At 69.2% G+C, this 11,787-nt stretch carries 11 protein-coding genes; 7 read left to right on the top strand and 4 right to left on the bottom strand.

The genetic code is table 11. The features are described 5' to 3' along the window. Position 1 precedes the first annotated feature (1 nt). The 3 genes from F3H32_RS06890 (at position 2) to F3H32_RS06880 (ending at position 3,499) form a co-directional block, all read left to right on the top strand. Entirely contained in the window at positions 2-775 is a 774-nt protein-coding gene (locus F3H32_RS06890) for an amino acid ABC transporter ATP-binding protein (RefSeq protein WP_149765200.1), read from the top strand. Positions 776-1,167: 392 nt separating this feature from the next. Further along, entirely contained in the window at positions 1,168-2,445 is a 1,278-nt protein-coding gene (locus F3H32_RS06885; RefSeq protein WP_149765199.1) for a hemolysin family protein, read from the top strand. 70 nt (positions 2,446-2,515) lie between these two features. After that, the gene (locus tag F3H32_RS06880; RefSeq protein ID WP_149765198.1) at positions 2,516-3,499 is read left to right on the top strand and encodes a hydrogen peroxide-inducible genes activator; all 984 of its coding nucleotides are present in this window, start codon (positions 2,516-2,518) and stop codon (positions 3,497-3,499) included. On the opposite strand, the gene F3H32_RS06875 is transcribed toward F3H32_RS06880, so the two are convergent. From F3H32_RS06875 to exbB, 3 genes are read right to left on the bottom strand one after another with little or no spacing between them, the layout of a single operon-like run. After that, on the bottom strand, positions 3,480-4,346 hold the full coding sequence (locus F3H32_RS06875; RefSeq protein ID WP_149765197.1) for a TonB family protein: 867 nt from the start codon (positions 4,344-4,346) through the stop codon (positions 3,480-3,482). The two genes, F3H32_RS06880 and F3H32_RS06875, sit on opposite strands and share 20 nt — an antisense overlap. Then, on the bottom strand, positions 4,343-4,879 hold the full coding sequence (exbD, locus tag F3H32_RS06870) for a TonB system transport protein ExbD (protein WP_149765196.1): 537 nt from the start codon (positions 4,877-4,879) through the stop codon (positions 4,343-4,345). Before exbD ends, F3H32_RS06875 begins: the two co-directional genes overlap by 4 nt. A gap of 3 nt (positions 4,880-4,882) precedes the next feature. Further along, positions 4,883-6,064, bottom strand: coding sequence for a tonB-system energizer ExbB (gene exbB, locus F3H32_RS06865; protein ID WP_149765195.1), 1,182 nt, complete (start codon positions 6,062-6,064; stop codon positions 4,883-4,885). A 304-nt stretch (positions 6,065-6,368) separates the two neighbouring features. Between exbB and F3H32_RS06860 the strand changes: the two genes are divergently transcribed. From F3H32_RS06860 to dinB, 3 genes are read left to right on the top strand one after another with little or no spacing between them, the layout of a single operon-like run. Next, positions 6,369-8,108: an ABC transporter ATP-binding protein gene (locus F3H32_RS06860; protein WP_149765194.1), complete on the top strand. Its 1,740-nt coding sequence runs from the start codon at positions 6,369-6,371 to the stop codon at positions 8,106-8,108. Next, positions 8,108-8,824: a CAF17-like 4Fe-4S cluster assembly/insertion protein YgfZ gene (gene ygfZ / locus F3H32_RS06855; protein ID WP_149765193.1), complete on the top strand. Its 717-nt coding sequence runs from the start codon at positions 8,108-8,110 to the stop codon at positions 8,822-8,824. Before F3H32_RS06860 ends, ygfZ begins: the two co-directional genes overlap by 1 nt. Further along, entirely contained in the window at positions 8,821-9,912 is a 1,092-nt protein-coding gene (gene dinB, locus F3H32_RS06850; RefSeq protein ID WP_149765192.1) for a DNA polymerase IV, read from the top strand. Before ygfZ ends, dinB begins: the two co-directional genes overlap by 4 nt. On the opposite strand, the gene F3H32_RS06845 is transcribed toward dinB, so the two are convergent. After that, positions 9,903-10,844 carry a DUF533 domain-containing protein gene (locus F3H32_RS06845; RefSeq protein ID WP_149765191.1) on the bottom strand — a complete coding sequence of 314 codons (942 nt, stop codon included), beginning with the start codon at positions 10,842-10,844 and terminating at the stop codon, positions 9,903-9,905. The genes dinB and F3H32_RS06845 overlap by 10 nt on opposite strands. Before the next feature lie 210 nt (positions 10,845-11,054). On the opposite strand from F3H32_RS06845, the gene F3H32_RS06840 reads away from it, so the two are divergent. Continuing rightward, the coding region (locus tag F3H32_RS06840; RefSeq protein ID WP_149765190.1) for an elongation factor Tu at positions 11,055-11,787 on the top strand (733 nt) is incomplete at its 3' end.

Raw genomic sequence — 11,787 nt, 5'->3', positions numbered from 1 at the left:
GATGGTCGAGGCTTCCTCTGTCGAGATCCGCAAGGTCAACAAGTATTACGGCCCCTTTCAAGCGCTGAAGGACGTGGACCTGACGATCCCGCCGGGCAAGGTGACCTGCCTGATCGGGCCATCCGGCTCGGGCAAGTCCACGCTGCTGCGCTGCATCAACTTCCTGGAGGAATACGATTCGGGCGAAATCCGCATCGACGGCCAGTTGATCGGCTATGAGGCGCCGGGGCGGAAGATGTCGGGGCGCAAGCTGCGCGCGATGCGGCGTTCCATCGGGATGGTGTTCCAGCAGTTCAACCTGTGGCCGCATATGACGGCGCTGGGCAACGTGGCCGAGGGGCTGGTCCGGGTGCGCGGCCTGCGCAAGGCCGAGGCCGAGACCCGCGCCGCCGAGGCGCTGGCCAAGGTCGGGCTGGCCGACAAGATGGGCAACCACCCTTCGCGCCTGTCGGGCGGCCAGCAGCAACGCGTCGCCATCGCCCGCGCCATCGCCATGGAGCCGCGGCTGATGCTGTTCGACGAGCCGACATCCGCGCTGGACCCGGAACTGGTGGGCGAGGTGCTGAACGTGATGAAGACCCTGGCGGCCGAGGGCATGACCATGGTGGTGGTCACGCATGAGATGGGGTTTGCCGCCCATGTCGCCGATCAGGTGGCCTTCATGGAAAAGGGCGAACTGGTGGGGGTCGACAGTCCGGCGGGCATTCTGCACCATCCCGAGGACATCCGCATCCAGGGCTTTCTGCGCACCTATCACGAGCGCAACAGCTTTTGACGAAAGGGGGCTCTGCCCCCGTCGCGTTCCGCGACTCCCCCGGGATATTTGGACACGAAAGAACCGGGCTGCGGGACGGCGCCGGGTGCGGCCAAGTGGCTCACGTAGGGGCGGCGCGCCGTCCGGCATCGGCGCGGCGGCGGCCTGTTTTGCCGCGTCCAAGGCGGTATTCGGCGCGGAATCGTTGCTGCGATAAGGGGTCTCGCGGGCGGGTCGGGTTCCGGCGCGATGTCGCTTGGGCGATTGCCAGCACGCCTCCAGCCGATATAGTGAGGCATGACACAGCCGGAGCCAGCCGCCGACACGCGCATGATTGACGATCTTTCCGACCGGCGCCGCCCGCCGCGCCAAGCCGTTATCCGGTTTCTTCCCGTCGCCAGCGAGCCGCTTTGATGTGGATCGAGATTCTTGTCGTGCTGGTCCTGACCCTGCTTAACGGGTTGCTGGCCATGTCCGAACTGGCCATCGTCTCGGCCCGCCCGGCGCGGCTGAAGGTGCTGGCCGAGCGGGGCGACCGCGGCGCCGCCACCGCGATCGCGCTGGCCGAGGAGCCGGGGCGGTTCCTGTCCTCGGTCCAGATCGGGATCACCCTGGTGGGCGTGCTGTCGGGCGCCTTTTCCGGCGCCACCCTGGGCGCGCGGCTGGCGGCGGCGCTGCCGGGCTGGGGGGTGCCTGCATCGCTGGCCCAGCCGCTGGGCATGGGCGGCGTGGTTGTGGCCATCACCTATCTGTCGCTGATCGTGGGCGAGTTGGTGCCCAAGCAATTGGCGCTGCGCGCGCCCGAGCGGGTGGCCGCCCGCGTGGCGCCGCTGATGCGGGCGATCTCGCGCGGGGCGGCGCCGCTGGTCTGGCTGCTGGACCGTTCGGGCAAGCTGGTGCTGGCCGCCTTGGGGCAGTCGGGCAGCGACCGGCAGGGCATCAGCGACGAAGAGATCAAGCTGGTGATTTCCGAGGCCGAGACGGCCGGGGTCATGCACCGTGCCGAGACCGAGATGATCGCCGGCGTCATGCGCATTGCCGACCGCAGCGCCCGCGGGCTGATGACGCCGCGGCGCGAGATCGAGGCGGTCGATGTCGCCGATAGCTGGGACGAGATGGCGCGCAAGTTCCGCGACGGCCGACGCACCCGCCTGCCGGTCAGCGACGGCGACCCGAACAACCTGATCGGCGTGATCGCCAGCGTGGACCTGATGTCGCAAAGCCGGGCCGAGGCGGTGGACCTGCGCCAGGTGATGCAGCCCGCGCCGATCATCCCGGAAACCATGGATGCGCCCGAGGTCATCGCGCGGCTGCGCGCCGCGCCGGGCCAGATGCTGCTGGTCTATGACGAATACGGCCATTTCGAGGGCGTGGTGACGCCCATGGACGTGCTGGAGGCGATCACCGGCGAGTTTGCCGGGCTCGACGACGACGAGCCGAAGCTGGTCGAGCGCGAGGATGGCAGCCTGCTGGTCGCCGGCTGGATGCCGGTGGATGAATTTGCCGACCGGCTGTCGGTATCGCTTGACGATGACGGTGATTTTTCCACCGTCGCCGGGCTGGTGCTGGACCTGGCCGGCCGGCTGCCGCAGGCGGGCGACCGGGTGGATTGGCAGGGCTGGCGCATCGAGGTGGTGGACATGGACCATCGCCGCATCGACAAGCTGCTGGTCCAGCGCCTGCCGCTCTGATCCCGCCGGCCCGTGCTGGCAGGCCGGAAAGAACGCTTGTGATTTCCAGCAATATTGATAACCCTTGGTTATGAATTTCACCCTGCGCCAGATTACCTATTTTCTTGCCGTCGCCAGGCTTGGGCATTTCGGCCGGGCGGCGGAAACGGTCCATGTCTCGCAACCGGGGCTGTCGAGCCAGATCGCCCAGCTTGAAGCCCGCCTGGGCGGGGCGCTGTTCGAGCGTGGCGCCGGCACCGGCCCGGTGCGGCTGACCGCGCTTGGCGAGCGGCTGTTGCCGGTGGCGCAGGAATTGCTGGACACCGCCAAGCGGCTGGACGCCCTGGCGCGGGCCGGGCGGGGGCCGCTGTCGGGGCGATTGCGGCTGGCGATCATCCCGACGGTTGCGCCCTACCTGATCCCGCATCTGGTGCCGGCCTTGCGCGCCCAACATCCGGCGCTGGACCTGGAACTGCACGAAATCGCCACGGACGAGGTGGTCTCGGGCGTGCTGAGCCACCGTTTCGACGCGGGCATCATGGCGCTGCCGGTCGGCGAGCCGGGGATCGAGGCCGAGCCGGTCTTGCGCGACGCGTTCCTGGTCGCGCTGTCTGGCGAGGACGATACCACCTTCCTGTCCGGTCCCGCCCGTCCCGAAAGCATCGAATCCGAGCGGCTGTTGCTATTGGCCGACGGGCATTGCCTGCGCGACCAGGCGCTGGAGGTGTGCAGCATGCGCAGCCCGCGCCGCAAGCTGAACCTTGAGGCGGCCTCGATGGCGACGCTGATGCGGATGGTCGCGACCGGCATGGGCATGACGCTGATCCCGCGGCTGGCGCTGGCGGATGAAAATCGCGACGGCCGGCTGCGCATCGTGCCCTTTACCGAACCGGCGCCGTCGCGCGATCTGGCGGTGGTCTGGCGGCGCAATGCCGAAGCCGGGGCGGATGCGCGCGCGCTTGGCGCGGTGGTGCGGATGCTGGCGCCGGCCCTGGGAGTGACGGCGATTCCCGCCCCGCCCGATGCGCCTTTGGAGCCGCCCGCCCGGCGGCGGATCAGCGCAGCACGATCTTGACCGGCAGCACCAGCGATGTCGTCCGGCCGGTGGGCGGGGCGGGCAGGCGGGGCAGGCGCGACGCCTGACGGCTAAGCGCCGCATCAATCCCGGCATCGCCGGTCGAACTGGCAAGCGAGGCCCCGGCCACCCTTCCGCCCGGATCGACGCTGAAACGCACCGTCACAGTGACCGAGCCGCCGCGGCCGCTGAAGCGGGTGCGCTGCATGTGCCGGGCCACCGCCGACTGCACCTTGGACTGCCAACTGGCCACCTGCCGCGGGCTGGGCGTGCCGGCCTGGGCCTGGGGGGCGGCGGTGCGGTCGGATTGCGGCGCCCGCAGCCGGGTGGTGGCCTGGCGGGCGGGCTGTTCTTCGGGGGCCGTTTCCTTTTTCTCGCGCTTCTGCGGCTCGGGCTGCTTTTCAGCGAGCTTCGGTTCCGGCTCGGGCTTGGTTTCGCGCTTGGGACGGTCGGGGGGGCGCTGGGATTTTTGCAGGACCACCGCATCGGGGGGCGGCGGGAAAAGCGTCTTCATCTCGGCCAGCGGCTCCAGTTCCTCTAGCGGAGGCATGGCGAGTTCGGGTTCAGGTTCGGGTTCCGGTTCCGGCTCGGGCTCTGGCTCGGGTTCAGGTTCAGGTTCCGGCGCGGCCTCGGCCATGTCGGGCGCTTCCGCCTCGTCGGGCGGGGCGGCGGCCTGGGGCAGCGGTGCCAGTTCGACGAAAACCGGATCGGGCAGGCCGGGCGGTGCCGCGGCCTCGGCGCGTTGCAGGATCCACAGCGCCCCGCCCATATGCGCGGCCAGCGCCACCGCTGCGGCGGTGCCCCATAATGCGCTTTCGCGCAGCGCCGGGGAAAGCTTCCAACTCATGGCGTGGGTGCTCCTCCGCTTGCCGGGGCCGGGGCCGGGGACGATGTTGGGGCGGCGGGTGCGCCTGCATCCGGCGCGGTGCCTGGGGCGGCGGCGGCCGGGGCCGCGCCCGGCCCGGTGGTTTCCAGCCCGACCAGGGCGATTTTCAGATAGCCGGTCTCGCGCAGCGTGTTCATGACCCCCATCAGGTCGCCATAGGACACCTCGCGGTCGGCGCGCAGGAAGATGCGCTGTTCGCGGTCATTGCCGGTGGCCGTTCCCAGCGCCGCGGCCAACCCGCCTGCGGCCACGTCCTCGTTGCCGATGGCCAGTGACAGGTCGGGCTTGACGGTGACATAGACCGGCTGGTCGGGCCGCTGTGCGGGCGTCGCGTTTGACACCGGCAGGTCCACGTTCACATCCACCGTGGCCAAGGGCGCCGCGACCATGAAGATGATCAGCAGCACAAGCATCACGTCGATAAATGGGGTGACGTTGATCTCGTGGTTTTCGACCAGATCGTCGCCTTGGGTGTCGCGAATGCTGCCGGCCATGGCTTAGACCTCCGTGCGCAGGACGGTGCCGCGAAAGTCGAGATCGCGGCTGACAAGGCGCTTGACCCCGGCGCTGGCATTGGCCAGCCGCAGGCGATAGCCGGTGATGGCGCGGGCGAAGACGTTGTAGATCACCACCGCCGGAATCGCGGCGACCAGGCCGATGGCGGTGGCCAGCAGCGCCTCGGCGATGCCGGGGGCGACGACGGCCAGGTTGGTCGTCTGCGCCTCGGAAATGCCGATGAAGCTGTTCATGATGCCCCAGACGGTGCCGAACAGCCCGACGAAAGGCGCGGTCGAGCCGATGGTGGCCAGCACGCCGGTGCCGCGGCCCATGCGGCGGCCGGCGATCGCCTCGATGCGGTCCAGGTGGGAATCGACGCGTTCCTTAAGGCCGGCATCGCCCGCCTGGTCCAGCGCCGGGGCCGAGCGGTCGTATTCCGCGGCTGCGGCGCGGATCATGCGCGAGACCGGGTCGCGACGGCGGCCGGCCGCGGCCAGCGCGGCGGGCAGGCTGGTGGCGGTTTCGACGCGGCGGATGCCGGACTGGGCGCGGTTCATGGCGCCCATCAGTTCCAGCACCTTGGCGACCAGCACCGTCCAGGTCACGACCGAGGCGAAGGCCAGGCCGATCATCACCGCCTTGACCACCCAGTCGGCGGCCCAGAACATGCCCACCGGCGAAAGGTCATGCGGCAGGTTCGGATCGCGCCCGGCCGGGGGCAGGACCGGGGCCAGCGCATCCTGGACCGATTGCGGCAGGAACTCGACGCCGGTCGGCTCGGCGGGCTGCGCCTGGGCTGGGACGGGTGTTGACGCTGCCGGGGCCGGGGCCGGGGCCGTAGCGGGCGGGGTCCCGACGGATTCGGGCGCAACGGCGGGCTCTGCTGGGACGGCGGCGGGGTCGGTCGGCCCGGCCGCTGCCTGGGGTGCGGGCGCCGCGGCTGGCGGGATGGCCGCATCGGGCGATGCGGGTTCCGGGACCGCCTGCGCCGGCGCGGGCGCTGCCGGCTGGGGGTCGGTTGCGCCTGCCGGCTGGTCCGGGACCTGGACCTGGACCTGGGGCGCGGGGCCGGGCTGTCCGCCCGTGCCGCTTTCCTGCGCCGAAAGCGGCGCGGCCAGCAGCAGGCAGCTCAATGCGACGGCGGTCCCCGCGCCTGTGCGCGGCAGTGGCATATGGGTCATGGCGATCCTTGTAGTTCCGGCATTCGGTCCGTCCGTATCTTGCTGGGCGCGGCACATGCCGCATGGCATGGTGCCGGCCTTTGGCGATCTGGCCTCGTATCAATCACCAAGGTAAAATTGTCAACTATTCGGCGACCCCGCTGCGGGGCTTTCTGCCACGAAAGACGATGCAGGGCGCGGTTGTGACGCGCGCCATTTTCCCGACAAGGCCACGGCCTGCCGCCGCTGATCGGCGGATGCGCCGGGTTGCCCCCGGCCGGCTTGCGGCTTATCCCTTGGGGCCGAACCGATTTCCGGGGATGCGATGGCGGACAGACTTCACAGGACGGCCAATCTGTTCGCCCGCATGTGGGGCGACTATCTGCGTCCCTATTCCGGGCGCATCCTGTTGGCATTGCTGTTCCTGATCGTCGAGGGCTCGACGCTGGGCCTGCTTAGCTGGATGCTGAAGCCGCTGTTCGACAGGGTCTTCGTCGGCGGCGATACCGATGCGATCTGGTGGGTCGGCGGCGTGATCTTTGCGCTGTTCCTGATCCGCGCGACGACCTTCGTCATCAACCGCAGCCTGATGACCTCGGTCTCGCTGGCGGTTTCGACCTCGATGCAGACCGATCTTTTGCGCCATGTCATGACGCTGGACGGGCGGTTTTTCCAGGACAACCCGCCCGGCGCGCTGATCGAGCGGGTGCAGGGCGATTCCATTGCCGTCCAGGGGGTGTGGTCCACCTTTATCGCCGGCGCGGGGCGGGACGTGGTTTCGCTTTTGTCGCTGTTCGGCGTGGCGCTGGCGGTCGATCCCTGGTGGACCATGGCGGCGCTGGTGGGCGCGCCGCTGCTGATTCTGCCGACCCTGGTCGTCCAGCGCTATATCCGGCGCAAGATGCGGCAGAACCGCGTCAATGCCAGCCAGCGCGCCACGCGATTGGACGAGGTGCTGCACGGCATCAACGCCGTCAAGCTGAACCGGATGGAGGATTACCAGGCCAGCCGCTTTGCCCAGATCGTCAGCCGCATCCGCCAGGCCGAGGTCAAGATGTCGGGCATCGGCGCCACCGTGCCGGCGCTGGTCGATGTCGTGACCGGCCTGGGCTTCATCGGCGTGCTGGCGCTTGGCGGGGCCGAGGTGACGCGGGGCGAACGCACGGTGGGCGATTTCATGTCGTTCTTTACCGCCATGGCGCTGGCCTTTCAGCCGCTGCGCCGGCTGGGGGCGCTGACCGGCACCTGGCAGATCGCCGCCGCCAGCCTGGAGCGGATCTATGCGGTGCTGGACCTGCGGCCCGCCATCACTTCGGGGCCGCGCCGCGCGCCGCCGCCCGACACCAGCATCCGCTTTCAGGACGTGCGGCTGGCCTATGACGGCCACCCGGTCCTGAACGGGCTGAGCTTTACCGCACAGGCGGGCCGGACCACGGCTCTGGTCGGGCCTTCGGGGGCGGGGAAATCCACGGTTTTCAATTTGTTGACGCGTCTTGTTGATCCTGAATCGGGGCAGATCACCCTGGGCGGCGTTGCCTTGCGCGACTATGACCTGGGCGTGCTGCGCGACCAGTTCTCGACCGTCAGCCAGGATGCGGCGCTGTTCGACGAGACGCTGCGCGAGAATATCCTGCTGGGCCGCGACCAGGATGACGAGGCGCTGCGCCGGGCCATCGTTGCCGCCCATGTCGCCGATTTCACCGACGCCTTGCCGCTGGGGCTGGACACCCCCGCCGGGCCGCGCGGCTCGGCCCTGTCGGGGGGACAGCGCCAGCGCGTGGCCATCGCCCGCGCCGTGCTGCGCAATGCGCCGGTGTTGCTGCTGGACGAGGCGACCAGCGCATTGGACGCGCAAAGCGAACGGGTGGTGCAGCAGGCGCTGGACCAGCTTTCGGCCGGGCGCACCACCCTGGTCATCGCCCACCGGCTTTCGACGGTGCGCCGGGCCGACAAGATCGTGGTGATCGAGGCCGGACGGGTTGTCGAAGAGGGCGATCACGACCAGCTTATGGCCCAGGGCGGCGCCTATGCCGCGCTGGTAAGGTTGCAATTCGGAGAAGAGTGATGCGGCGCATTCTGGCGGTCCTGGGCGCGGATCGGGTCGAGTTCCTGCAAGGGCTGGTGACGAACAAGGTCGGCCCGGCGCCGTGCTGGGCGGCGCTGCTGACGCCGCAGGGCAAGTATCTGGCCGATTTCCTGGTCGTGCCCGAAGGCGAGCGGCTGCTGATCGACGTCGATGCGCGGCTGGCGGAGGACCTGATGCGGCGGCTGTCGATGTACAAGCTGCGCTCGCAGATCGCGATCGAGCCCACGGATCTGGCCGTCGCCCGCGGCACCGGGCCGGCGCCGGCGGGGGCGATCGCCGACCCGCGGCATCCGGCGCTTGGCTGGCGGCTTTACGGCGCCGAGGGGGATGACGGGACCGGCTGGGACGCGATCCGGGTCGCGCATTGCATTCCCGAAACCCTGGTCGAGCTGATCCCGAACGAGACCTTCATCCTGGAAGCCGGGTTCGAGCGTCTGCACGGCGTCGATTTCCGCAAGGGCTGCTATGTCGGCCAGGAGGTCACGGCGCGGATGAAGCACAAGACCGAATTGCGCAAGGGGCTGGTCACGGTCGGGATCGAGGGCGCGGCCGCCGTCGGCAGCCCGATCCTGATGGCGGACGGGCGCGAAGCCGGCACGCTTTTCACCCAGTCCGGCGGACGCGCCATCGCCCATATGCGCTTTGACCGCATGGGCCAGGGATTGACGGCGGGGGATGCCCGCATCCTCCCATGACCGGCCCGGCCGAGGAGCGCGTCCGCCGCATCGTGCATGTGGACATGGACGCCTTCTTCGCCTCGGTCGAACAGCGCGACGACCCGGCGCTGCGCGGGCGTCCGGTGGCCGTGGGCGGCATCCAGCGCGGCGTGGTCGCCGCGGCCAGCTATGAGGCGCGGCGCTATGGCGTGCGCTCGGCCATGCCGTCGATGCGGGCGATGCGGCTTTGCCCCGACCTGGTCTTCGTCAAGCCCCGCTTCGACGTCTATCGCGCGGTCAGCCAGCAGGTGCGCGCGATCTTTGCCGACTATACCCCCCTGGTCGAGCCGCTGTCCCTGGACGAGGCCTATCTGGACCTGACCGATCATCTGGACGGCCGCACCGCCACCCGCATCGCCCAGGAAATCCGGGCACGCATCCGCGCGGCGACCGGGCTGACCGCCTCGGCCGGGGTCAGCTACAACAAGTTCCTGGCCAAGCTGGCCTCGGACCAGCGCAAGCCAGACGGGCTGTTCGTGATCCCGCCCGAGGCGGGGGCGCAATTCGTGCAAAGCCTGCCCATCGGCCGCTTCCACGGCATCGGCCCGGCCACCGCGGCACGGATGCAGGCGCATGGCATCCAGACCGGCGCCGACCTGGCCCGGCAAAGCCCAGAGTTCCTGACCGCGCGCTTCGGCAAGTCGGGCGGCTATTACTGGAACATCGCCCGCGGCGTCGACACGCGTGAGGTCAAGCCGAACCGCATCCGCAAAAGCATCGGCGCCGAGAACACCTATTTCGAAGACCTGCGCCAGATCGCCGCCGCGCATGAGGCGCTGGCGGTGCTGGCCGACAAGGTGTGGCGCCACGCGTCATCCGCCGCGCGGCAGGGCCGCACGGTCACGTTAAAGGTCAAATACGGGGATTTCCGCCAGATCACCCGCGCGCGCTCGCTGCCGCGCCCGGTCGAAAGCCGCGACGAGATGCTGGAGATGGCCTGCGATCTGCTTGGGCCGGTCTTTGCCGATGCGCATGGGGTGCGGCTGCTGGGCATCACCCTGTCGGGGCTGGAAGAGGCGCGGCAGGACCGGCCGCCGCGCCAGCTTGGCCTGTTCGATCAGGCATAAAGATTGATCACGCCCAGCTTCTGGTGGATGTCGTTCACCGCCTGCTTGTCAAGACCCAAGCCCTGGGCCAGCGCGTGCAGGTATTCGGCCTCTTTGCGGTTGTCGAGCTCGATGGCCATCAGCGACATCAGATAGACCTGCGGGCCGAAGCCCTGCGGCACCTCGCGCGCCAGGGCGGCGGCATCGACCGGGGCGGCCATCTGCTCGCGGATAAAGGCGCGCTCTTCGTCGTCAAGCTCGCCGAACTCGGCCATCAGCTTGGCCTTTTCCGCCTCGTCGATCTCTCCGTCGGATTTCGCGGCCTGGATCATCGCCTTCAGCATCAGGCCCGCCAGCGCATTCTGTTCCGGGGTGGGCGCGGTCGAGGGTTCGTCACCGCTGACCAGCGCCTCGTTGAACAGTTCGCCGAAACTGGCGTCGTTCTGGGGCTGCGCGTCCTTTTGCGCCAACCCGCGTGAGGCCGGCTGAGCCTGTGCGCCGCTACGCCCTAAAAGATCGCCCAGCACACCGCCCAAGCCCCCGGCCGCCGCGCCGCCCAGCAGGCCGCCCAGACCGCCTGAACCCGTGCCGCCTGAACCCGTGCCGCCCGAACCCGTGCCGCCCGAACCCGCGCGGGATCCGGTCAGCTGGTCCAGCAGCCCGCCCAGCCCGCCCTGGGCCGCGCCGGCGTGGCGCGATGGCGGAACCGAGCCGCCGGCCGCGCCCGCGCGCCCGCCCAGCACCTGGCCCAGCATGTCGCCCAGCCCGCCCGAGCCGTTGCGCCGCTCGCCCGCCTGGGCGGTATTGTTGCCAAACAGCCCGTCCAGCAGCCCGCCCGAGCCGCTTGCGCCGCGACCTTCGGGGCGGTTCTGGGCATTCTTCATCATGGTTCCGATCCCCTTGGCCAGCATGACGCCGGCCGCGACGCGGGCAAGGGATTTCATCAGGCTCATCTCGTTCCTCCGGAAACGTTGCAGGGCTGCCGGGCCGGGCAGCCTTGTCCTTGCGATTTCAACGCATTCGCATGGTTCCGGTTCCGACGCCACAGGATAGCCGCCAAAGGCCCGGCCGCCCTTGATTTTTCCGCGGCGCGATTATAAGTCGCGGCGGATGTTTCACGACGGGGGCTGTCGCGCGGGTGGCCCCCCCGATAGGAGGCCATGATGGCAAAGGCAAAGTTTGAACGGACGAAACCGCACGTCAACATCGGTACGATTGGCCACGTTGACCACGGCAAGACGACGCTGACGGCTGCGATCACGAAATATTTCGGTGATTTCAAGGCCTACGACCAGATTGACGGCGCTCCTGAAGAGCGTGCCCGCGGGATCACGATCTCGACCGCGCATGTGGAATACGAATCGCCCAACCGGCACTACGCGCATGTGGACTGCCCCGGCCACGCCGACTACGTGAAGAACATGATCACCGGCGCGGCGCAGATGGACGGCGCGATCCTGGTGGTGAACGCCGCCGACGGGCCGATGCCGCAGACGCGCGAACACATCCTGCTGGGCCGCCAGGTGGGCATCCCCTACATGGTCGTCTACCTGAACAAGGTCGACCAGGTCGATGACCCGGAACTGCTGGAACTGGTCGAGATGGAGGTGCGCGAGCTTCTGTCCTCCTACGACTATCCCGGCGACGACGTTCCGATCATCAAGGGCTCGGCGCTTGCCGCGCTGGAAGGCCGCGACCAGGAAATTGGCGAGGATTCGATCCGGGCGCTGATCGCCGCGGTTGACGAATACATCCCGACGCCCGAGCGTGCTGTGGACCTGCCGTTCCTGATGCCGATCGAGGACGTGTTCTCGATCTCGGGCCGGGGCACGGTGGTGACGGGCCGGGTCGAGCGCGGCGCGGTGAACGTGGGCGACGAGCTTGAGATCGTGGGCA

It is taken from the genome of Paracoccus thiocyanatus, from assembly GCF_900156255.1.
GTDB classification, from domain to species: domain Bacteria; phylum Pseudomonadota; class Alphaproteobacteria; order Rhodobacterales; family Rhodobacteraceae; genus Paracoccus; species Paracoccus thiocyanatus.
Note: the sequence above shows the minus strand (reverse complement) of the source record. Positions and strands in the feature narration are given on the sequence as shown.

Coding starts and splice junctions, on each gene's coding strand:
- dinB (WP_149765192.1), top strand. CDS start 8,821: ATGACCGGCCCGGCCGAGGAGCGCGTCCGCCGCATCGTGCATGTGGAC.
- ygfZ (WP_149765193.1), top strand. CDS start 8,108: ATGCGGCGCATTCTGGCGGTCCTGGGCGCGGATCGGGTCGAGTTCCTG.
- F3H32_RS06885 (WP_149765199.1), top strand. CDS start 1,168: ATGTGGATCGAGATTCTTGTCGTGCTGGTCCTGACCCTGCTTAACGGG.
- F3H32_RS06860 (WP_149765194.1), top strand. CDS start 6,369: ATGGCGGACAGACTTCACAGGACGGCCAATCTGTTCGCCCGCATGTGG.
- F3H32_RS06845 (WP_149765191.1), bottom strand. CDS start 10,844: ATGAGCCTGATGAAATCCCTTGCCCGCGTCGCGGCCGGCGTCATGCTG.
- exbD (WP_149765196.1), bottom strand. CDS start 4,879: ATGGCCGGCAGCATTCGCGACACCCAAGGCGACGATCTGGTCGAAAAC.
- exbB (WP_149765195.1), bottom strand. CDS start 6,064: ATGACCCATATGCCACTGCCGCGCACAGGCGCGGGGACCGCCGTCGCA.
- F3H32_RS06880 (WP_149765198.1), top strand. CDS start 2,516: ATGAATTTCACCCTGCGCCAGATTACCTATTTTCTTGCCGTCGCCAGG.
- F3H32_RS06890 (WP_149765200.1), top strand. CDS start 2: ATGGTCGAGGCTTCCTCTGTCGAGATCCGCAAGGTCAACAAGTATTAC.
- F3H32_RS06875 (WP_149765197.1), bottom strand. CDS start 4,346: ATGAGTTGGAAGCTTTCCCCGGCGCTGCGCGAAAGCGCATTATGGGGC.